Source organism: Pseudomonas sp. RV120224-01b (assembly GCF_003208145.1).
Lineage (GTDB): Bacteria > Pseudomonadota > Gammaproteobacteria > Pseudomonadales > Pseudomonadaceae > Aquipseudomonas > Aquipseudomonas monteilii.
Window position 1 is genome coordinate 551,136 of record NZ_QKMQ01000002.1, and the last position, 23,341, is coordinate 574,476.

21 protein-coding genes are annotated in these 23,341 nt (G+C 62.1%); 10 read left to right on the plus strand and 11 right to left on the minus strand.

Going from position 1 to position 23,341, the window contains the following annotated elements:
• Window positions 1-32: 32 nt before the first annotated feature.
• The 3 genes from cgtA to rplU form a co-directional block, all read right to left on the minus strand.
• On the minus strand, window positions 33-1,259 hold the full coding sequence (gene cgtA, locus N436_RS05775; protein ID WP_060500244.1) for an Obg family GTPase CgtA: 1,227 nt from the start codon (window positions 1,257-1,259) through the stop codon (window positions 33-35).
• 188 nt (window positions 1,260-1,447) lie between these two features.
• On the minus strand, window positions 1,448-1,705 hold the full coding sequence (gene rpmA, locus N436_RS05780) for a 50S ribosomal protein L27 (RefSeq protein ID WP_003247464.1): 258 nt from the start codon (window positions 1,703-1,705) through the stop codon (window positions 1,448-1,450).
• Window positions 1,706-1,743: 38 nt separating this feature from the next.
• Window positions 1,744-2,058 (minus strand): 50S ribosomal protein L21, encoded by a 315-nt coding sequence (gene rplU, locus N436_RS05785; protein ID WP_003247466.1) that lies wholly within the window; start codon window positions 2,056-2,058, stop codon window positions 1,744-1,746.
• 244 nt (window positions 2,059-2,302) lie between these two features.
• Between rplU and N436_RS05790 the strand changes: the two genes are divergently transcribed.
• The 3 genes from N436_RS05790 to N436_RS05805 all read left to right on the plus strand — a co-directional run bounded on the left by N436_RS05790 (window position 2,303) and on the right by N436_RS05805 (window position 4,129).
• Window positions 2,303-3,271 carry a polyprenyl synthetase family protein gene (locus N436_RS05790; RefSeq protein WP_016713348.1) on the plus strand — a complete coding sequence of 323 codons (969 nt, stop codon included), beginning with the start codon at window positions 2,303-2,305 and terminating at the stop codon, window positions 3,269-3,271.
• A gap of 186 nt (window positions 3,272-3,457) precedes the next feature.
• The gene (locus N436_RS05800) at window positions 3,458-3,799 is read left to right on the plus strand and encodes a zinc ribbon domain-containing protein YjdM (RefSeq protein WP_009686103.1); all 342 of its coding nucleotides are present in this window, start codon (window positions 3,458-3,460) and stop codon (window positions 3,797-3,799) included.
• A gap of 84 nt (window positions 3,800-3,883) precedes the next feature.
• Window positions 3,884-4,129 carry a hypothetical protein gene (locus tag N436_RS05805; protein ID WP_016713350.1) on the plus strand — a complete coding sequence of 82 codons (246 nt, stop codon included), beginning with the start codon at window positions 3,884-3,886 and terminating at the stop codon, window positions 4,127-4,129.
• 135 nt (window positions 4,130-4,264) lie between these two features.
• Here the strand turns inward: N436_RS05805 and N436_RS05810 are convergent, their stop codons facing one another.
• The 5 genes from N436_RS05810 to N436_RS05830 form a co-directional block, all read right to left on the minus strand.
• On the minus strand, window positions 4,265-4,882 hold the full coding sequence (locus N436_RS05810) for an FKBP-type peptidyl-prolyl cis-trans isomerase (RefSeq protein ID WP_016713351.1): 618 nt from the start codon (window positions 4,880-4,882) through the stop codon (window positions 4,265-4,267).
• Between the two features lie 85 nt (window positions 4,883-4,967).
• On the minus strand, window positions 4,968-5,273 hold the full coding sequence (locus N436_RS05815) for a DUF6482 family protein (protein ID WP_105945583.1): 306 nt from the start codon (window positions 5,271-5,273) through the stop codon (window positions 4,968-4,970).
• A 128-nt stretch (window positions 5,274-5,401) separates the two neighbouring features.
• Window positions 5,402-5,890 (minus strand): TIGR00645 family protein, encoded by a 489-nt coding sequence (locus tag N436_RS05820; protein WP_003247486.1) that lies wholly within the window; start codon window positions 5,888-5,890, stop codon window positions 5,402-5,404.
• 86 nt (window positions 5,891-5,976) lie between these two features.
• Window positions 5,977-6,315, minus strand: coding sequence for a hypothetical protein (locus tag N436_RS05825; RefSeq protein WP_084297418.1), 339 nt, complete (start codon window positions 6,313-6,315; stop codon window positions 5,977-5,979).
• 160 nt (window positions 6,316-6,475) lie between these two features.
• Complete coding sequence (locus N436_RS05830) at window positions 6,476-8,914, minus strand: Lon protease family protein (protein ID WP_019099374.1); 2,439 nt, start codon at window positions 8,912-8,914, stop codon at window positions 6,476-6,478.
• 251 nt (window positions 8,915-9,165) lie between these two features.
• On the opposite strand from N436_RS05830, the gene N436_RS05835 reads away from it, so the two are divergent.
• The 4 genes from N436_RS05835 (at window position 9,166) to N436_RS05850 (ending at window position 12,595) form a co-directional block, all read left to right on the plus strand.
• Window positions 9,166-9,654, plus strand: a complete 489-nt coding sequence (locus N436_RS05835; protein ID WP_016713355.1) for a DUF3015 domain-containing protein — start codon at window positions 9,166-9,168, stop codon at window positions 9,652-9,654.
• Between the two features lie 71 nt (window positions 9,655-9,725).
• Entirely contained in the window at window positions 9,726-11,579 is a 1,854-nt protein-coding gene (locus tag N436_RS05840) for a DUF4105 domain-containing protein (RefSeq protein WP_105945582.1), read from the plus strand.
• A gap of 90 nt (window positions 11,580-11,669) precedes the next feature.
• Complete coding sequence (locus N436_RS05845; protein WP_105945581.1) at window positions 11,670-12,026, plus strand: hypothetical protein; 357 nt, start codon at window positions 11,670-11,672, stop codon at window positions 12,024-12,026.
• Window positions 12,027-12,097: 71 nt separating this feature from the next.
• Window positions 12,098-12,595, plus strand: a complete 498-nt coding sequence (locus N436_RS05850) for a GreA/GreB family elongation factor (RefSeq protein ID WP_105945580.1) — start codon at window positions 12,098-12,100, stop codon at window positions 12,593-12,595.
• 130 nt (window positions 12,596-12,725) lie between these two features.
• Here the strand turns inward: N436_RS05850 and gdhA are convergent, their stop codons facing one another.
• From gdhA to N436_RS05865, 3 genes are all read right to left on the minus strand, one after another.
• The gene (gene gdhA, locus N436_RS05855) at window positions 12,726-14,066 is read right to left on the minus strand and encodes an NADP-specific glutamate dehydrogenase (protein WP_027609768.1); all 1,341 of its coding nucleotides are present in this window, start codon (window positions 14,064-14,066) and stop codon (window positions 12,726-12,728) included.
• A 220-nt stretch (window positions 14,067-14,286) separates the two neighbouring features.
• Window positions 14,287-15,954 carry an energy-dependent translational throttle protein EttA gene (ettA, locus tag N436_RS05860; protein WP_105945579.1) on the minus strand — a complete coding sequence of 556 codons (1,668 nt, stop codon included), beginning with the start codon at window positions 15,952-15,954 and terminating at the stop codon, window positions 14,287-14,289.
• Between the two features lie 302 nt (window positions 15,955-16,256).
• On the minus strand, window positions 16,257-16,664 hold the full coding sequence (locus N436_RS05865; protein WP_110740594.1) for a hypothetical protein: 408 nt from the start codon (window positions 16,662-16,664) through the stop codon (window positions 16,257-16,259).
• Between the two features lie 248 nt (window positions 16,665-16,912).
• Here N436_RS05865 and N436_RS05870 point away from each other — a divergent pair, with 248 nt between their 5' ends.
• The 3 genes from N436_RS05870 (at window position 16,913) to N436_RS05880 (ending at window position 23,246) form a co-directional block, all read left to right on the plus strand.
• Entirely contained in the window at window positions 16,913-20,743 is a 3,831-nt protein-coding gene (locus N436_RS05870) for a bifunctional diguanylate cyclase/phosphodiesterase (RefSeq protein WP_110740595.1), read from the plus strand.
• Between the two features lie 181 nt (window positions 20,744-20,924).
• On the plus strand, window positions 20,925-22,178 hold the full coding sequence (glyA, locus tag N436_RS05875) for a serine hydroxymethyltransferase (protein WP_016713363.1): 1,254 nt from the start codon (window positions 20,925-20,927) through the stop codon (window positions 22,176-22,178).
• Between the two features lie 114 nt (window positions 22,179-22,292).
• Window positions 22,293-23,246, plus strand: coding sequence for an arsenic resistance protein (locus tag N436_RS05880; RefSeq protein ID WP_105945576.1), 954 nt, complete (start codon window positions 22,293-22,295; stop codon window positions 23,244-23,246).
• Window positions 23,247-23,341: the final 95 nt, after the last annotated feature.

Consider the following 23,341-nt stretch of genomic DNA (forward strand, 5'->3'; position numbering starts at 1 on the left):
CCAGAGAGCGGCGTTTAGTGTACTGCAACCGATCAGTCGCGCACGTAAATGATTTCCGGGCCGTCTTCGTCGTCCTCGAAATCATCGTCCCAACCGTCATCGTCGCCGATGTCGTGCACGCTCTTGACGCCGGTACGGCGCAGGGTACGCGCGTCGTCCAAGGCCTGCAGCTGGGCACGGGCTTCGTCCTCGATACGCTGGTCGAGGTCGGCCAGTTCTTCGGCGTAGGCCGGGTCGTTGGCCAGGCGGTCGGCGCGGTCTTCGAGGTAGCGCATCAGGTCGTGGCTGAGTTTTTCGGTGCCCTGCTTGGAGATGGCCGAAATCACGTAGACCGGGCCTTCCCACTGCAGGCGCTCGACCACTTCCTGAACGCGCGCGTCGCGCTCGTCTTCCATGACCATGTCGGCCTTGTTCAGCACCAGCCAGCGCTCACGCTCGGCCAGCGACGGGCTGAAGCGGGTCAGCTCGTTGACGATCACTTCGGCGGCATCGGCCGGGCTGCTTTCGTCCAGCGGCGCCATGTCGACCAGGTGCAGCAGCACGCGGGTACGCGCCAGGTGCTTGAGGAAGCGGATACCCAGGCCGGCACCGTCGGAAGCACCTTCGATCAGGCCGGGGATGTCGGCGATGACGAAGCTCTTCCAGCGGTCGACGCTGACCACGCCCAGGTTCGGTACCAGGGTGGTGAACGGGTAGTCGGCCACTTTCGGCTTGGCGGCGGAAACCGAGCGAATGAAGGTGCTCTTACCGGCGTTCGGCAGGCCCAGCAGGCCCACGTCGGCCAGCACTTTCATTTCCATCTTCAGGTCGCGCTGGTCACCTGGTTTACCCGGGGTGGTCTGGCGCGGTGCACGGTTGGTGCTGGACTTGAAGCGGGTGTTGCCCAGGCCGTGCCAGCCGCCTTGGGCGACCATCAGCTTCTGGCCCGGGGTCACCAGGTCACCGATCACTTCCTGGGTGGAAGCGTCGATCACGGTGGTGCCGACCGGCACACGCAGGAACAGGTCGTCGCCTTTCTTGCCGGTGCAGTCGGTGCTGCCGCCGTTGGCGCCGCGCTGGGCCTCGTGGTGACGGGTGTAGCGATAGTCGACCAGGGTGTTGAGGTTTTCGTCAGCGACCATGTACACCGAGCCGCCGTCGCCACCGTCACCGCCGTTGGGGCCACCGTTCTCGATGAATTTTTCGCGACGGAAGCTCATGCAACCGTTGCCGCCGTCACCGGCCTTGACCCGAATGGATACTTCGTCAACAAACTTCATTAAAACCGCCTCTCGTCGGCAGACGAGCTGAATGACTCAAAAACATGAGGCTCTTGCAAAAATGAGCGCGGCGGCCCCGTACGACCGTAGAAACCAACGCCGGCAACCCAGACAAACAGCTTTGCAAGAGGCTCACCACAAACGAAAAAGCCCCGTCGCATGACGGGGCTTCTGGAGCGACGTCGCGATTAAGCGGCGACGATGCTCACGTAACGGCGCATGAACTCGCCTTTTTTCTCGAACTTGATCACGCCTTCGATCTTGGCGAACAAGGTGTGGTCCTTGCCCATGCCAACGCCGTAGCCAGCGTGGAATTCAGTACCGCGCTGACGGACGATGATGTTGCCTGGCTTGATAACCTGGCCGCCATACATCTTCACGCCAAGGCGTTTAGATTCTGAGTCGCGACCGTTACGAGTACTACCACCAGCCTTCTTGTGAGCCATGGTTCAATTCTCCAAATAAATTCAGGGGATCTAGGGGATTAAGCCTGGATGCCGGTGATTTTGATCTCGGTGAACCACTGGCGGTGGCCCATACGCTTCATGTGGTGCTTACGACGACGGAACTTGATGATGCGAACCTTGTCGTGGCGGCCTTGCGAAACAACTTCAGCCACTACTTTAGCGCCAGCAACAACTGGAGCGCCGATGGTGACTTCTTCACCGTTGGCGACCAGCAGAACGCGATCGAAGGTCACGGATTCGCCAGTGGCGACTTCCAGTTTTTCGATCTTGAGGAATTCACCTTCAGCGACTTTGTACTGCTTGCCGCCGGTAACGATTACTGCGTAAGACATGGTATTTCTCCGATAATCCTGCTCACCCAGCGCTTTATATGATGAGTATTGGCTGGCATGGCTGCATGGGGCTGGAACGGCCCGGTGCAATTGCGTAAGGCAGGTGCTGCCCAGGAAGTTAGGGTGCGCGATTGTACGCAACCCGGGTTTTGCTTGCAAGTGCCGCCCCCGGCCAGCGGGCACCGCGCCTTGACACACCGGGACCTGCGACCTAGCATGCCGCGCAACCTCACTGGAGCAGCCGATGCAACCCCAAACCTTCTACCGTGCGGTGGCTGATGATTTCAGCGCCGTCGACGAGATCATCAAGAAGCAGCTGACCTCGCGCGTGCCGCTGGTATCGAAGATCGGCGACTATATCACGTCCGCCGGTGGCAAGCGCCTGCGCCCCCTGCTGGTGCTGCTGTGCGGCAAAGCCCTGGGCCGCGAAGGCGACGACCTGCGCCTGCTGGCCGCCACCATCGAATTCCTGCACACCGCCACCCTGCTGCACGACGACGTGGTCGACATGTCCGGCATGCGCCGCGGCCGCTCCACCGCCAATGCCCTGTGGGGTAACGCGCCAAGCGTGCTGGTGGGCGACTTCCTTTATTCGCGCTCGTTCGAAATGATGGTCGAGCTGGGCTCGATGCCGGTCATGCAGATCCTGTCCAAGGCCACCCGTGTGATTGCCGAGGGTGAAGTGCTGCAGCTGTCGCGAGTACGCGATGCCAGCACCACCGAAGAAGTCTACATGGAAGTCATCCGCGGCAAGACCGCGATGCTCTTCGAAGCCTCGACCCACAGCGCTGCCGCGCTGGCCGAAGCGACAGACGAACAGCGCGAAGCCCTGCGCACCTTCGGTGACCACCTGGGTGTGGCCTTCCAGCTGGTCGACGACCTGCTGGACTATAAAGGCGACTCGCAAACCCTGGGCAAGAACGTGGGTGACGACCTGGCTGAAGGCAAGCCTACCCTGCCGCTGATCTACACCATGCGTGAAGGCACTGCCGAACAGGCTGCACTGGTGCGCCAGGCGATCCAGAAAGGTGGCCTGGAGGACCTTGAGCAGATTCGCGTGGCCGTCGAGGAATCGGGGGCGCTGAAGTACACCGCAGAGCTGGCCCGTGATTACGTGAAGCGTGCCATCGAGTGCCTCGAAGTGCTGCCGGCCAGCGAATACCGGGATGCGCTGGTTGAGCTGAGCGAGTTTGCGGTCGCACGTACTCACTGACAGACCGAGTCGCCTTCTTCGCGGGCAAGCCCGCTCCCACAGGAATAGCGCAAGCCTCAAAGGTGGCGCAGATCCTGTGAGAGCGGGTTTGCCCGCGATGCTTTTGTCCGGACATAATCCCTTCTGGAAAAATACCTTTTACAATGCAGGCCTTTAACCGCCCGTCTGTTTGTTTGAGGAACCGAAGTGAGCACTCTGCCACCCTGCCCTAAATGCAACTCCGAATACACCTATGAGGATGGCACTCAGCTGATCTGCCCTGAATGCGCCCACGAATGGTCGGCCAGCGGCGATGCCGAGGCGGCCAGCGACGAGGTGGTGAAAAAGGATTCGGTCGGCAACATCCTGCAGGACGGCGACACCGTCACCGTGATCAAGGACCTCAAGGTCAAGGGCTCGTCCCTGGTGGTCAAGGTCGGCACCAAGGTCAAGAACATCCGCCTGTGCGACGGCGACCACGACATCGACTGCAAAATCGACGGCATCGGCGCCATGAAGCTGAAGTCCGAGTTCGTCCGCAAAGTCTGATTACACAAAAATCTGCCAATTGGCGCTTGCTATTTAGATAATAAGAATTATTCTCATTGGGACTGCTATCCAAGGAGAATAGCCATGACTTATCTGATCGACGCCTGGCTGGACCGCCCTCACCCCTACCTGCGCATTCTTCATCGGGAAACCGGCGAAGTGTGCGCGGTGCTTGAAGAAGAAGCACTCGATGAACTGCGTGACCAGGGCGACCTGGACATGAGCGGGCTGAATTCGAGTGAACCGGGGGTGCTCAAGGAGCTGGTGCGGAACCTGTTTCTGTTCTGCTATGCGCGGGCGTTGCGCCCGGCGGGAACAGACTGGAACTGATGGCCCTAGCGAGGGCTTCGCCCTCGATCGCGACACAAGGCCGCTCCTACAGAGAACGCATACCCATGAGGTATCGCATGTCCCTGTAGGAGCGGCCTTGTGTCGCGATAGGGCCGCAAAGCGGCCCCAGCGGTATTACAGAACGTCGAGCAGCTCGACGTCGAACACCAGCACGCTGTGCGGCGGGATGCTGCCAACGCCTTGGGCGCCGTAAGCCAGCTCGCTTGGCACGTACAGGCGCCATTTGCTGCCTGCGTTCATCAGCTGCAGGGCTTCGGTCCAGCCCGCGATCACGCCGCCTACCGGGAATTCAGCCGGCTGACCACGGTCGTAGGAGCTGTCGAACACAGTGCCGTCGATCAGGGTGCCGTGGTAGTGCGTGCGCACGTTGTCTTCGCGGGTCGGCTTGGCGCCTTCACCGGCGGTCAGCACTTCGAACTGCAGGCCCGACGCCAGGGTGGTGATGCCTTCGCGCTTGGCGTTCTCGACCAGGAATTCTTTGCCAGCGGCAGCAGCGGCTTCGGCCTTGGCTGCGGCTTCGGCTTGCATCACGTCACGGATGACCTTGAAGCTGGCCGACAGGTCGGCTTCGCTGACGCGGCTGTCGGCGCCGTTGAAGGCATCGGTCAGGCCGGCCAGGATGGCCTCCAGGCTGACGCCTGGTGGCGGGTTGTCGCGCAGCTGGCCGCCCAGCTGACGGCCGATGCCGTAGCTGACGCGGGTTTCGTCGGTGGACAGGTTGAGTTCGGACATTGTCGTGCTCCACTGCAGGGCGCAGTGCAGCCGCGCCCTTGATGAAAAGGGCGAGCAGCCTAGCACACTGGGGCGCTGCGAGCAGCTACCAGGCCGAACGCTGGGAAATCGGCACCTTCAGGTCTTCTTCCGGGTGCGTGCCCATGCCGCACATTTCATCTTGCACCGACCAGTGCACCAGGTTCATCGAAACCATGGGGATGGTTTGCAGCAAGTTGCGCGCATCCTCCACCGAGTGCACACGCAAGCGCTCACCACGGGTGTCGGACAAGGGGTGGGCACGGCCTTTGACCCGGGCCTCAAGCAGGTAATCACCGCCTTCGATGGCGATCAGGTTCAGTTCATCGACATGGCCAGCCCTGGCCTCGGTATTGAGCTGATGCAGGTTCATGAGAGCACCTCGCGACGGGAACCACGCATGAGAGCTCATTTTTTGTACAGGCTGGCTGAAAGCACAAGCCAGAAACAACACCGCCCGTCCGTTTTGCAACGGACGGGCGGCGCCAACAGCTATCTGGCTCAGTGCTTGGTCAGCTTGTCCAGGTAGCCCATGCAGAATGCCGACACCACGAAGGTCATGTGGATAATCACGTACCACATCAGGTAATCGGTGGAGATGTTCTGCGCATCCATGAACACCCGCAGCAAGTGAATGGACGAAATCGCCACGATCGACGCAGCAACCTTCATCTTCAGCGACGAAGAGTCCATCTTGCCCAGCCAGTTGAGCTTCTCTTTGCTCTCGTCGATATCCAGTTGCGAGACGAAGTTCTCATAGCCGGAAATCATCACCATCACCAGCAAGCCGCCCACCAGCGACATGTCGATCAGCGACAGGATCACCAGAATCAGGTCGGCTTCGCTCAGGGCAAAGACGTTAGGCAGGACGTGGACCACTTCCTGGAAGAATTTCAGCGCCAGGGCCAGCAGGCCGAGGGACAGGCCGAAGTAGATGGGTGCGAGCAGCCAGCGCGAGGCATACATCGCATTTTCGAGAATACGTTCCATGGAAAGTTTGGGACTCGTCAGGTGACTGGAAAAACGACCGCGAGTATAGCCAGCCACCTGTTACAGCAAAAGCCCAAGGCAATCCGTCAGGTCTCAGGATGAAACTGGTAATCCCCCAGGTTCCGACACCGCTCGCCATTGATCTTGCGCAACTGCGCCTGCAGGTGCAGGCACCAGATCTGCGGGTCCTCGGCCACCTGGTACCCGTGCAAGGTCAGGCTGTCGACAATGGCATTGAGCACCGATTCGGCCACAAGCGGCCCATGGAAAGGCCCTTGAGCCTTGATCGCAGAGGGTTGTTCACCGGCCATGCCGGCGGCAAACAGCAGCGTCCACATGCCGTTGTCCCCAGCCAGTGGGCGGATGCTGCATTCGATGCGGGTCACCAGGCCCAGGCACTGGCGTGTGAGGCTGAGGTTGCGCATGGCCGCGTCCCCTCCAAAGAGCCTTGTTCAGCCTGTACCTCAGGCTGTTTCCATCCTGAACGCTGTACCGTCCTTAAGTTCCAGCATAGAAGAACCGTACAGAAAGATGGAAAACCGGCGCTGAACGGTAGCACTTCGCCGCTAGCGCCGGTTTATTGACTCAGGCCGGTTTGGCCTGGGCAATCACCTCTTCGAGGCGTTCCTTTTCTGCCTTCTCGATTTCTTCCTCGCTGATCATTTCGGCGATTTCGCGCAGGCGTTCCACCACCCGGGCATTGACGCTGCCCTCGGTGAACTGGCCGTTGTCATCGAGCACCCCGGCCTCCTCGCCCACCAGCAGGCTCAGCGCCTCATCGGCCTGGCTGACCGCGTAGACGTGGAACATGCCGTTCTCCACCGCCTGAAGCACGCGCTCGTCGAGCATCAGGGTGGCAACGTTGGCACGCGGAATGATCACCCCCTGCTCACCGGTCAGGCCACGGGCCTCGCAAAGGCGGAAGAAGCCCTCGATCTTCTCGTTCACCCCTCCCACTGCCTGCACTTCGCCAAACTGGTTGATCGAGCCGGTGATGGCAAAGCACTGCTTGAGCGGCGTGCGCGACAAGGCCGAAATCAGCGTACAGGCTTCGCCCAGCGAGGCGCTGTCACCGTCCACATAGCCGTAAGACTGCTCCAGCGCGATGCTCGCGGAAATCGCCAGCGGGAACTCCTGGGCATAGCGGCTACCCAGGTAACCGGTCAGGATCATCACCCCCTTGGAGTGAATCGGCTGGCCCAGGTTGACCTCGCGCTCAATGTCGACGATGCCGCTGCCGCCCGGGTAGACGGTGGCCGAGATGCGCGCCGGCATACCGAACGCCGAGTCGCCCACTTCCAGCACGGTCAGGCCGTTGCACTTGCCAATGGCCGCGCCTTCGGTGTCGATCAGGATGATGCCGGCAAGCATGTCGTCCAGCACCCGCTGCGACACACGCCCGGTGCGGGTGGCCTTGGCCTTGAGCGCACGTTCGATGTGCCCGGCGTCGGTCATTTCGTCACTGGCCAACTGGCGGATGAAGTCGGCTTCGCTGACCAGCTGGAACAGGTCACCGATGCGCGCCGACAGGCGCGACTGGTTCTCTGCCAGGCGGGCGCTGTAGGTCGCCAGGCGCGCCACCGCGTCACTGGTCAACGGCGCCATGCCCTCTTCGTTGGTGCGGGTGCGCAACAGCTGGGCGAATTGCTCCAGGTTCTCGTCGACCATCGGCATGTCTTCGTCGAAGTCCACCAACACCCGGAACATCTCCTGGAAGTCCGAGTCGTGGTCCTGCAAGGCGTAGTACAGCTGGCGCGAGCCGATAATCACCAGCTTGACGTTGAGCGGAATCATCTGCGGCTGCAGGCTGACGGTGGCGACACGGCCCAGTTCACCGATCGGTGACTCCATCTTCAGCTTGCGCGACTGCAAGGAACGCTTGAGCGCATCCCACACGAACGGCTCGCCCAGCATTTTCTCGGCTTCGAGAATCAGGAAACCGCCGTTGGCACGGTGCAACGCGCCCGGGCGCAGCTGGCGGTACGAGGTGTACAGCGCGCCTTGGTCGGTGCTGTATTCAATACGGCCGAACAGGTTGTCGTAAGTCGGGTGCGGCTCGAACACGACCGGCGCACCACCGGCAGCATGGTGGCCGACCACCAGGTTGGGTGCGTACTGCTCTTCGAGCAGCTTGCGCGCGGCAGCGTCGGTCTTGCTGTCGTCGACCAATTGCTCGACCACGGTGCGCAGCAGGTTCAGTTGCACCGACTGCAGGTAGGCGCACACTGCGGCGTTCTCGGCATACTTTTCCGACAACGGCGCCAGCAACGGTTGCAAGGCCAGGGTAATGGTTTCTTCATTCAGCTGGCGCAGCTGGTTGTTCGACTCACGCTTCCATTGCGGCAGGCTGGCCAGTTCTTCGTTCAACTGCTCTTCGAGCTGGGCAATGTCCTCGTGGAATTGTTCACGCACGTCTTCCGGCAACTGGGCGAACTCGGCTTCATCCAGCGCCTTGCCGTCTGCCATCGGGGTGAAGGCAACGTTGCTGGCGTCGCGGTACAACGCTACGTCCTTTTCCAGCGAGGCACGCTCGATCACATCCAGGGCGCGGTCATAACGCTGGTTGAAGGCACGGTCGATGGCGCCCTTCTTCTGCTGGTACGACGGGTGTTCGAACACGGCCGGGAAGGTGGCCAGCAGGTTGTCGATCAGCCCGCCCATGTCGGCGATGAACGCCCCGGCGCTGCCGGAAGGCAATTCCAGCGCACGCGGTTCACGGGTGTCGTCGAAGTGGTTGACGTAGACCCAGTCAGCCGGGGTCTGCTGGCGCTTGCCCTCGGCCTTGAGGTAGCGCTTGACGAACGAGAAGCGGCCGGTACCCGGCTCGCCCATCACGTACACGTTGTAACCGGGGCGTGGCATGGCCACACCAAACTGCAGGGCCTCGACAGCACGCTCCTGGCCCAGGACTCCGCGAAACGGCTCCAGATCGTCGGTATTGGTAAAGGCAAACTGCTCGGGTGAGAAACGCCGGGTCAGGGCTTCAGGCGCGAGACGCAGGCGCGCAGCGACAGGATCGGGCATTGGGTTTCCTTACTTCGGCGGGGCAGATACGCAGCATTCTGGCGCTGCCCGCGCGCGCCTTGCAAGGCTCTGCGGGACTTTATGTCGCAGCCCATGCAAGTCATGTAACAGCAAATTTTTCGCAATCAACAACGCAACCTTTAGATCGTGCCTAAACTCCAAGCTGCGCGGGTGGGTGAAATGCTTTCCCGACCTGGCAACCGAGTTGCCAGAAACCCTGACCCTTGGTTAAGACAAAGAGAACAAATGCTATGAAACGGATTCTTCTGGGTACTCTGTTCACCGTGGTCTCGCTGAACGCCATGGCTGAAGCGCCAGGCGGCCCGAACTGCGGCTGGGGCAACATGCTGTTCGAAGGCCAGCGCGGCACGCCGGCACACTTCCTGGCCTCCACCACCAACGGCACCTCCGGTAACGCCACCTTCGGCATGACCTCCGGCACCAACGGCTGCTCCACCAAAGCCTCGCTGACCTACGGCGGCAAGTCGTGGTTCGCCATGAACGGCATGATGAACGAGCTGTCCGAAGACATGGCCATGGGCCAGGGTGAAGCGCTGACCACCTATGCCGTGGTCCTCGGTGTGGCCCCGGAAGACCGCAGCTACTTCCAGTCGGTCGCCCACCAGCACTTCAACCAGATTTTCACCAGCGCCGACGTCACTGCTGAAACTGTCCACAGCAACACCCTGGCCGTTCTGAAGAACGACCCACGCCTGGCCAAATACGCTACCGAGGCCTAAGCCCTGCTGCTCCCGCCCCACCCGGGGCGGGTTTCGCCTTTTTCGGCATCGTCAAGAAGTAGTTGCCCGATATGCTCAAACGCCTCGCTGCCCTGGCGCTGTGTGCCTGCGCCCCTGTTCATGCCGCGCCCGTGCTGGATCAAAGCCGTCTCCAGCAACTGGCCAACACCCCTTACTGGATTGCCCTGGGCCATTACGAAACCGCCAAGCTCGGGGGCTGGCGCAGCTATGTGGACGACGATGCGTTCTTCCTTGCCAAGGACGGCGCACACCACCCTGACCAGGAGCTGCAAGCCACGGTCGACGCGCTGTATGCCCCGGCCAGCCTCGGCGACAAGCACGCCCAGTGTGTATTCCCTGCACGCACCCGCTGGCTACGTGAACAGCTTGGCCTGCAAGGCCTGCCGCAACCGGATTGCCAGGAATTCAAGACCTGGTATCAGTCGATCGACCCGCACAGCGCCGCGTTGATTTTCCCGGCGGCCTACCTGAACAGCCCATCGTCCATGTTCGGCCACACCCTGCTGCGCATCGACCAGTCCAACACCCGCAGCGACGACACCACCCTGCTGAGCTACGCGATCAACTTCGGTGCGTACATCGAGGGCAGTGACAACAGCATCCTGTACGCCTGGAAAGGCCTGATGGGCGGCTACCCGGGGCTGTTCGCGCTCATGCCCTACCAGGAGAAACTGTCCGAATACCGCAGCCTGGAAAACCGCGACCTGTGGGAATACCAGCTGGACCTCACCCCCGAAGAAACCGGGCGCATGGTCGAGCATGTGTGGGAGTTGAAGCAGATCCAGTTCGACTACTTCTTCTTCGACGAAAACTGCTCGTACCGCCTGCTGGAGCTGCTGCAAGTGGCCCGGCCAAGCCTGGACCTGACCTCGCAGTTCCCGTTGACCGCCATCCCGACCGATACCGTGAAGGCCGTGAAGCAGTCCGGCCTGGTCGCCAGCGAGACATACCGCCCTTCTCGCGAACGTGAATTGCTGGCCCGCGCCGAGCCACTGGATCACGGCGAAAAGCAGCAGGTGCTGGCCGTGAGTGCCGACACCGCACAATTGCAGAGCGCCGAATTCAAGGCCCTGCCCCGCGAACGGCAAGCGCTCGTGCAAGATGCCGCGTATCGCCTGGAGCGTTACCGGGCCAATGGCCAGGAACGCGACCCCGGGCAGGCGAAGCGCAGCTTCGAGCTGCTGCGGGCAATCAACGGCAACCCGCCGCCGCCCCTGCAAATCGAGCGCCCCGGCCTGCCCGAAGACGGCCACGACTCACGTACCTGGCAGTTAGGCGTGGGCACCCGTGAAGACCGCGCCTACGCCGAGTACGGCCTGCGCATGGCCTATCACGACCTCAACGACAATGCCTACGGCTTCCCGCTGGGTGCCCAAATCGAGATCCTGCAGTTGAAAGTGCGCCAGTACGAAGGCAACGACTGGCAAGTGCAGCGCCTGGACCTGGCCACCATCCGCTCGCTGACGCCGCGCAACGCGTTGCTCAAACCCTGGTCGTGGCAGGTGGCTGGCGGCCTTGAGCGCGTGCCGGGAAAACATGATGACGAAGTGCTGGTCAGCCATGTGAACGGTGGCGCCGGGGGTACCTGGCAGTTGGCCGACGGTTTGCTGGGCTTTGCTCTGGGCACCGTGCGGGTCGAACATCACAATGATTTCGCCGAATTCATCGCTCCAGCGGCAGGCTTCAATGGCGGCCTGCTGTGGCGAAACGGCTTGGGCAACCTGACGCTGGAGGCCAAAGGCGACTATTTCACCAATGGCGAAGTCCGCCGCAGTGTGAGCCTGAACCAGCAGTGGGAGATCAGCCAGAACGTGGGCGTGCGGTTAAGTGCATCACGCGAGTTCAGCCACCTGGCGACGGCGCAGAATGAGGTGATGCTGGAGCTGAAGTGGTATCACTACTAGTGACCCAATCGACTCTTTGACACCGTTTTGACAGCTCCCCGACAAATCGCCACCTAGACTTTCCATTATCAATTGGAGGGCTGGGTGGTTATGTCGCGGTACTGGTTCGGCGTGTGCATGGCGTTGTTGCTGTCAGGTTGTGAAACCACCCACGAGCAGATGGTCAACCGTGGTTATCCGCCTGCCTATGCCGATGGCTTCCAGGACGGCTGCAGCAGCGGCCGCCAGGCTGCCGGGCTGATGGTGGGCAACTTCCGCAAGGACGTGCCGCGCTATCTGCACGAGCGTCAGTATGAAACCGGCTGGGACGACGGCTTTCGCCAGTGCCACGCCATGCAAAATAGCGAAGAACAGCGCGAGTACCATGAGCGCTTCTGGGACGAGCGCGAGCGGGAGTGGCAACAGGAAAAGGATCGCGGTGCCGCAAAAGCCTATCGCCACGACTAAGTCAGTCGCAAACGGACATCCCTTGAAACCGACGGCCTGCCATGCTGGTCTTCAGCACAAGGAGGCCCAGCATGAGCCGAGCATTCGTCAACGAAGACCAGGCTGCCGACCAGGCCGACCCACCCGTCGAGCGCCTCGTCAGCGAACAACCCAACTACGTCACCGCCAACGGCCTGCGCCTTTTGCAGGCGCGCGTGGCCGAACTGAATGCCCTGCGCAGCGAACTGCAGGCGCAGGGTGAGCGTGCCGACAAACAGCGCCTGGCCGAGACCGAGCGGGACCTGCGTTATTTCAGTGCGCGGGTGCAGAGTGCCCAGGTGGTGCCGGCAGCGACTTCACGCAGCAAGGTGCAGATTGGTAGCCGGGTGCGGTTTGTGGATGCGCAGGATCAGGAACAGGTGGTGCAGCTGGTGGGCGAGGATGAAGCGGATGCGGGCCGGGGCTTGATTAACTGGGGCTCGCCGTTGGGGCGGGCATTGCTGGGCGCAGGGCCTGGAGATGAGGTAGTTTGGCGGCGGCCGGTGGGGGATCAGGCAATTGAAGTGGTCGAAATCGAAGTTGGACCCTAAGGGGCCGCTGTGCGGCCCATCGCCGGCAAGCCAGCTCCCACAGGATCACCACAGGTCTCAAAGGCTGCGGTAATCCTGTGGGAGCTGGCTTGCCGGCGATGGGCTGCAAAGCAGCCCCAAAAGCCTCGAATCAGACCACGCCCTGCGCCAGCATCGCATCGGCCACTTTCACGAAGCCTGCGATATTCGCACCTTTGACGTAGTTGATACGGCCATCCGCCTCTTCACCGTAGTGCACGCACGCATGGTGAATCGACTGCATGATGTTGTGCAGCTTGCTGTCCACTTCACCGGCAGTCCACAGCAGGCGCATGGCGTTCTGCGACATTTCCAGGCCCGACACGGCCACGCCACCGGCGTTGGAGGCCTTGCCCGGGGCGTACAGAATGCCAGCGTCCAGGAAGATATCCACAGCCTCAAGGGTGGTCGGCATGTTGGCACCTTCGGCCACGCAGATGCAGCCGTTGCGCAGCAGGGTGCGGGCGTCTTCGGCGCCCAGTTCATTCTGCGTGGCGCACGGCAGCGCGATGTCGCACGGCAGGCTCCACGGGGTCTGGCCCTTGCGGAACTCCAGGCCGAACTGCCCGGCCAGCTCGCTGATGCGGCCACGCTTGACGTTCTTCAGTTCCATCACCGCATCCCACTGGGCGTCGGTCAGGCCGGCTTCGGCATACAAGGTGCCTTCGGAGTCGGACAGCGAGATCACCTTGCCGCCCAGGTCCATGACTTTGCGCGCCGCATACTGGGCCACGTTGCCCGAGCCGGAAATCGCCACGCGGCAGCCATCGATACGCTTGTCCTGGCGCTTGAGCATTTCTTCAGCGAAGTACACGCAGCCATAGCCGGTGGCTTCAGGGCGGATCAGGCTGCCGCCGTAGGTCATGCCCTTGCCGGTCAGCACCGAGGTGAACTGGTTGGCCAGGCGCTTGTACTGGCCAAACATGAAGCCGATTTCGCGGGCACCCACGCCGATGTCACCAGCAGGTACGTCGCAGTCAGCGCCGATGTGGCGGTACAGCTCGCTCATGAACGCCTGGCAGAAGCGCATCACTTCGGCGTCGCTCTTGCCTTTCGGGTCGAAGTCCGAGCCACCTTTGCCGCCACCCATGGGCAGCGAGGTCAGCGAGTTCTTGAACACTTGCTCGAAGGCCAGGAACTTCAGCACGCTGAGGTTCACCGACGGGTGGAAGCGCAGGCCGCCCTTGTACGGGCCGATGGCGCTGCTCATCTGAATGCGGTAGCCGCGGTTGACCTGCACCTTGCCCTGGTCATCGACCCAGGAGACGCGGAACAGCACAGCACGCTCCGGCTCGACCATACGCTCAAGGATGCCGGATTGCAGGTAATGCGGATTGGCTTCAAGGAATGGCCACAGGGTGCGCAGCACCTCTTCCACCGCCTGGTGGAATTCAGGTTGGCCTGGGTCACGCTGTTGCAGGCGTGCAAGGAAATTGTCGACAGATTCGATCATGGTAGACATCTCACCGAAGGTTTTGGACTTATTGTTTTTTTCAGGAATGTACCAAGAAGCAATCGCACTGGAATAGGGCGTGATGTCGTTTTTTTGAAATTATTTGGTGCGCTTTATGTAAGTGTATACAAATTTACTGCCAAAACAGCCGTTTTCAGGTTTCACCAAGGCACAAAAATGGGGCTCCGCAGAGCCCCATTCTTGTGCAACTCAAACCGGCTTACTGGGCCAGTTTTTTGTGCCGTACACGGTGCGGCTGGGCAGCAGCATCGCCCAGGCGCTTTTTGCGGTCGGCTTCGTACTCGGTGTAGTTACCTTCGAAGAACACCACGTTCGAGTCGTCTTCGTACGCCAGGATGTGGGTAGCCACACGGTCCAGGAACCAACGGTCGTGGGAAATCACGATCGCGGCGCCCGGGAAGTCCAGCAGGGCTTCTTCCAGCGAACGCAGGGTTTCAACGTCCAGGTCGTTGGACGGTTCGTCGAGCAGCAGGACGTTGCCGCCCTCCTTCAGGGTCAGGGCCAGGTGCAGGCGGCCACGCTCACCGCCGGACAGGTCCTTGACGAACTTCTGCTGGTCGCCACCCTTGAAGTTGAAGCGGCCAACGTAGGTACGCGACGGGATCTCGTAGTTGCCGATGCGGATCATGTCGGAACCGTCGGAAACCTGCTGGAACACGGTCTTGGCACCGTCCAGGTCTTCACGGCTCTGGTCCACGCAGGCCAGTTGCACGGTTTCACCGATCTCGATGCTGCCCGAGTCCGGCTGCTCCTTGCCCATCAGCATGCGGAACAGGGTCGACTTACCGGCACCGTTACCACCGATAACGCCGACGATGGCGCCTTTAGGCATGGCGAACGACAGGTTGTCGATCAGCACGCGGTCGCCGTAGCCTTTGGTGACGTTCTTGAACTCGATGACCTTGTCGCCCAGGCGCGGGCCAGCCGGGATGTAGATCTCGTTGGTTTCGCTGCGCTTCTGGAATTCCTGCGACTGCATTTCTTCAAAGCGCTGCAGACGGGCCTTGGATTTGGACTGGCGAGCCTTGGCGCCTTTACGCACCCACTCCAGTTCCTCTTTCATGGCCTTTTCGTGGGCGCTCTGCTGCTTGGATTCCTGCGCCAGACGGTCCGACTTGGCTTCCAGCCAGCCCGAGTAGTTGCCTTCGTACGGGATGCCGGCGCCGCGGTCCAGTTCCAGGATCCAGCCGGCGACGTTGTCGAGGAAGTAACGGTCGTGGGTAATCGCAACCACGGTGCCCGGGAAATCGTGCAGGAAGCGCTCCAGCCAGGCCACCGAATCGGCATCCAGGTGGTTGGTTGGTTCGTCGAGCAGCAGCATGTCGGGGGCCGACAGCAGCAGGCGGCACAGGGCCACACGGCGCTTCTCACCACCGGACAGGTGCTCGATGCGGGCATCCCAGGCAGGCAGGCGCAGAGCATCGGCGGCGACGTCCAGCTGGCGCTCCAGGTTGTGGCCATCGGCGGCTTGCAGAATGGCTTCCAGCTTGGCCTGTTCGGCAGCGAGCTTGTCGAAGTCGGCATCCGGTTCGGCGTAGGCGGCGTAAACCTCGTCCAGGCGCGCCTGGGCGTCCTTGATCACGCTGACGGCTTCCTCGACCACTTCGCGAACGGACTTGTTAGGGTCCAGTTGCGGTTCCTGCGGCAGGTAGCCTACGTTGATGTCGGGCATCGGACGGGCTTCGCCGTCGAATTCCTTGTCGACGCCCGCCATGATCCGCAGCAGGGTCGACTTACCGGCGCCGTTCAGGCCGAGCACGCCAATCTTGGCGCCCGGGAAGAACGACAGGGAAATGTTCTTGAGAATTTCCCGCTTCGGCGGCACGACCTTGCTCAGCCGATGCATGGTGTAGACGTATTGAGCCAAAACCAAGCCCTCTAATCAGATAGGTAAAGACATCGACGATCGCCCCGGCGCGCTCGCCAGGGAGATGTGTGTTTGGGTGTCGTTGAACAAAGTCGACCATTCTACGCCAACGCACGGCGTTGCATAGGAGGGGGCGATGGTGGGCTGGGATCGGAGTGATCCCTGGGAGAAATGTATTGCCTATGCTGGCCCCTTCGCGGCTAAAGCCGCTCCCACAGAGATATCGCCGCCCTCAAGGGCAACGCAGTACCTGTGGGAGCGGCTTTAGCCGCGAAAGGGCCGGCACAGCAGCCGAAAATGGCTCAGACGTGACGCTGCCTGGCCTTGCCACGCGGCAACCGGCAACGGTCACCCTGCTCGGCCAGGCGCGCAGCCCAGGCAGACTTCACGCTGAAACCACCGCTGCGGGCAGGCTGCTGCTCGCCAACCTTGGCGGGTTTGCCGGCCGCAGGCGCAGTGCTGACCACCTTGACTGCCGGCTTGTTGGCCGCAGCCACCGCAACTGCCGGCTCTGCTGCCGCCTTGGCGGTATTGCGCAGTTCAGCCAGCGACGGGGCCTTGCTTTTGGCGGCGTTGGCCGCCTCGGGTTTGCTCAGCGAACGCTGGCAAGACTTGCAGGATACGTCCTCGGTCACGGCAGTGCTGACAAGGGTCTGACTGCTGCGCCCGCAGGCGGAATCGAGGCCATTGGAGGAAAAGTGAGTAACCAAAACCGAACATCTCCGATGCGTTGTCATGTGAAGCGGGCGCTATTCTCGCACAGGTTGCAGGGGCTTGCCGAACCACCGGGCAGGCACCATCGGTCAACATGGCTGGCACTTTGCCATAATCCTAGGCATGCTAGCCGGTTTCGGGTGTCCGGCCTTATAGTGCGCCACCGCGGTACGGCAGCCAGGCACCGGCACTCACCGTGCATGATCCTTCCCTGCCATCGCCAGCCCAATCGCAGGATCAACGCTTGACCAACCTTACTCATCCGTCGTCATTGCGTTCCGCGCCACACGCGCCCGCCGCTACCCTGCGCGGGTCGATCAAGGGTGCGCTGGCGCTGCTGGCCCTGATCCTGCTGGGCCTGCTGCTGTGGCAGCTGTTCGCCCAGTTCAACCACACCCAGGCCGACCTGCGCAAACAAAGCCTGGACGCCACCGCAGAGCTGGCCGACCACCTGAGCCTGAACATGGCGTTCAAGGCACAGCAAGCCGTGAACGTGGTGCAGCCCTACGTCAATGCGCCGACGCCGGCCGCCCTGCCCAGCCTGCTGGATACCCTGCGCGAACGCCTGCCCGCCCTGCAGAGCATGGCCTGGCTGGACAGCGCCGGGCAGCTGCGCAGCGACAGCCTGCCAGGCAGCCCGGACCGCCAGTTGCTTGACGAGCTGCTGACGCTGAACCAGGGGCGCCCGTACTTCTTTACCAATTCGGCCGACAATCGAACCTTGTACCTGCTGCTGCGCCAGGCCGCCGAACAGGACCGCGGCTACTGGCTGCTGCGCCTGTCGCCGGACTACTACCGCGAGCTCACCGTTCACCTCGATGGCGGCGGCCACCCGCTGTGGCTACTGGAAAACAGCCGCAGCGGCGAAGTGCTGCAGCAGCACGCCCCAACCGACACCAGCCACGAGCCGTTGCAAAGCGTGATGCTGGCCTTCATCGACAACAGCACCTGGCAGCTGCGCGGCCTGTTCGACGCCAAGCTGACCCAGCAAAAACTGCTGCCCGCGCTGATCGGCAAATGCCTGTTGGTGCTGTTCTGTGCCCTGTTGCCGGTGTTGGCGCTGATCAACATGCGCCGCCGCCAGCGCGCGTTGCAGGAAGACCGCCGGCGCTACCAGGAAATCTTCGAAGGCACCGGCGTGGCCCTGTGCGTGCTCGACCTGTCCAGTCTGCCCGGCCAGCTCGACCGCTACCACCTGCGCAACCACGCCGCACTCAAGCACAGCCTGGCGCTGGACCCGAACCTGCGCCGTTCGCTGTTGCTGGAGCTGAAGATTACCGAGGTCAACCAGGTGGCGCGCCAGCTGTTGAACATCGAATGCCACGAAGGGGCCTGGCAGCGGCTGATCGATGGCAGCGGCGATGGCCGCGACAGCGTCGGCATGCAACTGATCGACGCGCTGATCGAACAACGCCAGGTGCTGGAGCTTGAAGTGCGCCTGCCGGCTCCGCTGGGTGGCGAGTTGCACCTGTGGCTGATGGCGCGCCTGCCGCAGCAGCGCCGCGACTACCAGGCCGTGATCCTCAGCATCAGCGACATCACCAGCCGCAAACAGGTCGAGCTGTCGTTGCTGGAGCGCGAGAGTTTCTGGTCGGACGTGGTGCGCACCGTGCCCGATCAGCTGTACGTGCAAGACGTAATCAGCCAGCGGATGATCTTCAGCAACCGCCACCTGGGGCAGACCCTGGGTTACGACCGTACCGAGCTTGCGCAGATGGGCGACCGCTTCTGGGAGCTGCTGCTGCACCCCGAAGATGCCGCGCACTACCAGGCGTTGCGCCAGCAACAGCGTGACAACGGCCATGATCAACCACTGCACTGCCAGCTGCGCTTCCGCCACCGTGATGGCGGCTGGCGCTGCTACGACATCCGCGAACAGGTGCTGACCCGTGACGCCGATGGCCTGGTAACGCGCATCATCGGCGTGGGCAAGGACGTGACGGTGCAGATCGAGGCCAGCCAGTCACTGCGCGACAGCGAACAGCGCTACCGCATGCTCGCCGAAAGCATCAGCGACGTGATCTTCTCCACCGACAGCCTGCTGCAGCTCAACTATGTCAGCCCTTCCGTGCAGAGCGTGCTGGGCTACCAGGCTGACTGGATTTTCGCCAACGGCTGGCAATCGATCATCGCCAACCCGGCCCAGCTCACCGGTATCTACAGCCTGATGGAACGCGTCAGCAAGGCCATGGGCGACCCGGCACAACTGGCCCAGCTGCGCAACCAGCTGCCAACCCAGCTGTTCCTGTTCGACTGCCTGCGCGCCGATGGCCGCAAGATCCCGATCGAGCTGCGCCTGGTGCTGGTGTGGGACGATGACCAACGCTTTGAAGGCGTGCTTGGCGTGGGCCGCGACATCAGCCAGCAACGCCGCGCCGAAAAAGACCTGCGCATGGCCGCGACGGTATTCGAGCACTCCACGTCGGCGATCCTCATCACCGACCCGGCCGGCTATATCGTCCAGGCCAACGAGGCGTTCAGCCGTGTCAGCGGTTATGCCGTCAGTGAAGTGCTCGACCAGCTGCCGGGCATGCTTACCGTCGATGAACAGCAGGAAGGCCACCTGCGCTACGTGGTCAAGCAGCTGCACCAGCGCGGCAGCTGGGAAGGCGAGGTGTGGCTCAAGCGCCGCGACGGCGACCACTACCCGGCGTGGGTCGGCATTACTGCAGTACTCGATGACGAGGGCGACCTGGCCAGCTACGTGTGCTTCTTCACCGACATCAGCGAGCGCAAGGCCAGCGAACAGCGCATCCACCGCCTGGCCTACTACGACGCCCTCACCCACCTGCCCAACCGCACACTGTTCCAGGACCGCCTGTACAACGCCCTGCAGCAGGCCGAGCGGCAGAAAGCCTGGGTGGTGCTGATGTTCCTCGACCTGGACCGTTTCAAGCCGATCAACGACTCCCTCGGCCATGCCGCCGGCGACCGCATGCTCAAGGACATGGCCCTGCGCCTGCTGGCCTGCGTGGATGACGACGACACCGTGGCGCGCATGGGCGGCGACGAGTTCACCCTGCTGCTGCAACCGCGCCCCACCCGCGAGATGGCCCTAAACCGCGCCATCCACGTGGCCGAGAACATCCTCGGCAGCCTGGTGCGCCCGTTCGTGCTGGAAAACCGCGAGTTCTTCGTCACCGCCAGTATCGGCATCGCCCTCAGCCCGCAGGATGGCGGCGAGCTGAGCCAGTTGATGAAAAACGCCGATACCGCCATGTACCACGCCAAGGAACGCGGCAAGAACAACTTCCAGTTCTACCAGGCCGAAATGAACGCCAGCGCCCTGGAGCGCCTGGAGCTGGAAAGCGACCTGCGTCATGCCATGGAGCAGAACGAGTTCATCCTCTACTACCAGCCGCAGTTCAGCGGCGACGGCAAGCGCCTGACCGGTGCCGAAGCGCTGCTGCGCTGGCGCCATCCGACCCGTGGGCTGGTGCCACCGGGCGACTTCATACCGGTGATCGAGGAACTGGGCCTGGTGGTGGACGTGGGCGACTGGGTGCTGCGCGAGGCCAGCCGGCAGCTCAAGGCCTGGCACAAGGCCAAGGTGCGAGTGCCCAAGGTGTCAGTGAACATTTCCGCGCGGCAGTTCTCCGACGGCCAGTTGGGCACGCGCATTGCCAACATCCTTGAAGAGAGCGGCCTGCCGCCTGCGTGTCTGGAGCTGGAACTGACCGAAAGTATCCTGATGCGCGAAGTGAACGAGGCGCTGCAGATTCTTGCCAGCCTGAAGAACCTCGGCCTGAGCATTGCGGTCGACGACTTCGGCACCGGTTACTCGTCGCTCAACTACCTCAAGCAGTTCCCCATCGACGTGCTGAAGATCGACCGCACCTTCGTCGACGGCCTGCCCGAAGGTGAGCAGGATGCGCAAATTGCCCGGGCGATCATCGCCATGGCCCACAGCCTCAACCTGGCGGTCATCGCCGAGGGTGTGGAAACCCACGAACAGCTGGAGTTCCTGCGCGAACATGGTTGCGACGAGGTCCAGGGCTACCTGTTCGGGCGGCCGATGCCGGCGCATCAGTTCGAGGCGCAGTTCTCCAACGAGACCCTGTTCATGTTCCATTGAGGGGGGCAAAGCCCCCTCAAAAGCGGACTTCCGGGTCAACTAGCGCGCCCGCGCAGCCCAGACACGGCGCGGGATGCAACATGAAGCCCATTGGTCCGCGACTTGATGCCACTTCATATGCCAGCCGCGAATCAATCGGTTAGAATGCCCCCCCAAACTACCCCGATCCTTGAGGACCGCCATGTTCAGCCGTGATTTGACCATTGCCAAGTACGACGCCGAGCTCTTCGAAGCCATGCAGCAAGAAGCTCTGCGCCAGGAAGAGCATATCGAGCTGATCGCTTCGGAAAACTACACCAGCCCGGCAGTCATGGAAGCTCAGGGCTCGGTCCTGACCAACAAGTACGCCGAAGGCTACCCAGGCAAGCGCTACTACGGTGGTTGCGAATACGTCGACGTCGTCGAGCAACTGGCCATCGACCGTGCCAAGGAGCTGTTCGGCGCCGACTACGCCAACGTCCAGCCGCACGCCGGATCCCAGGCCAACGCTGCCGTCTACCTGGCCCTGCTGTCGGCCGGTGACACCATCCTGGGCATGAGCCTGGCCCACGGTGGCCACCTGACCCACGGTGCTTCGGTAAGCTCCTCGGGCAAGCTGTACAACGCCATCCAGTACGGCATCGACGGCAACGGCCTGATCGACTACGACGAAGTCGAGCGCCTGGCTGTCGAGCACAAGCCGAAGATGATCGTTGCCGGCTTCTCGGCCTACTCGCAGGTTCTGGACTTCGCCCGCTTCCGCGCCATCGCCGACAAGGTCGGTGCCTACCTGTTCGTCGACATGGCCCACGTTGCCGGCCTGGTTGCCGCTGGCGTGTACCCGAACCCTGTTCCGTTCGCCGACGTGGTCACCACCACCACGCACAAGACCCTGCGCGGCCCGCGCGGCGGCCTGATCCTGGCCCGCGCCAACGCCGACATCGAGAAGAAGCTGAACTCCGCTGTCTTCCCGGGCGCCCAAGGCGGCCCGCTGGAGCACGTCATCGCTGCCAAGGCCATCTGCTTCAAGGAAGCCCTGCAGCCTGAGTTCAAGGCTTACCAGCAGCAAGTGGTGAAGAACGCCCAGGCCATGGCCAGCGTGTTCATCGAGCGTGGTTTCGACGTAGTGTCCGGTGGCACCCAGAACCACCTGTTCCTGCTGTCGCTGATCAAGCAGGAAATCTCCGGTAAGGACGCTGACGCCGCCCTGGGCAAAGCGTTCATCACCGTCAACAAGAACTCGGTACCGAACGACCCACGTTCGCCATTCGTCACTTCGGGCCTGCGTTTCGGCACCCCAGCCGTTACCACCCGTGGTTTCAAGGAAGCCGAGTGCCGCGAGCTGGCCGGCTGGATCTGCGACATCCTGGCTGACCTGAACAACGAAGCGGTCATCGACGCTGTACGTGAGAAGGTCAAGGCCATCTGCAAGAAGCTGCCGGTTTACGGCAACTGATTGGCGATTGCCTGATGTGAAGAAGCCCGGCCTAGTGCCGGGCTTTTTCGTTTGCGCCACTGCAATCACGTATTACCCTGTGCCCCCATTCACTTATCGAGCACAGGCCGCACCTTGACCAGGGAACAACTCGAAACCCACCAGATTCCAATCTACTTCGCCGCCGTGCTCGCGGCCGTAGCCTTCGGCTTGATGGCCAGCGACAGCGCCAGCCAGCTGGAAGCCCTGGTGACCCCCGCCATCGCCGTGTTGATGTATGCGATGTTTCTGCAGATCCCTTTCCTCGACCTGCGTCAGGGTTTGGGCAACCGCCGCTTCATCACCGCGTTACTGCTCGCCAACTTCATCCTTGTGCCGTTACTGGTCTGGGCCATTACCCGTGGGCTGGTGGAACACCCGGCGATCCTCGTCGGCGCCTTGCTGGTGCTGCTTACGCCGTGCATCGACTATGTGGTGGTGTTCACCCACATAGGCAAAGGCGACTCGCGCCTTACCTTGGCCGCTACACCCGTGCTGCTGTTGCTGCAACTGGTGCTACTGCCGGTGTATCTGGCCTGGATGCTGGGAGACAGCAGCAACGTGGCAATCTCCATCACCCCGTTCGTGGAAGCCTTTGTACTGTTGATTGTGTTGCCAATGATCCTGGCCGTGCTCACCAGTGCCGGCGCTCGTCGCTCAGGCGCGGTTTCGGCCTGGAACGACGCCTGGGCGTGGTTGCCCGTACCGGCGATGGCCCTGGTGCTGGTGGTTGTGATCGCCTCGCAGATTGCTGTGGTGCTGCGAGATTTCGACCGTTTGCTACCGGTCATTCCGGTGTACATCGGCTTCATGTTGCTGGCGCCCGCGCTTGGGTTCATTTCGGCGCGGCTGCTGCGCCTGCCTGTTGCCGAAGCACGCTCGGTCACCTTCAGCGCCGCCACGCGAAACTCGCTGGTGGTGTTGCCGCTGGCGCTGGCATTGCCGGAAGAAATCCGTGGGTTGGCTGCGGCAGCAGTGATAACCCAAACGCTGGTGGAGTTGGTATGCGAGCTGATTTATGTGCGCGCGGTGCCACGGCTCGTGGGTTGATTCGTTCGCTAATGTAGATGCGCTATATGGCACCGGCTTCGCCGGTGTTCGCGGGCTTGCCCTAATGCCAGTCAGTTAAGCCAATCGGGGCTGCT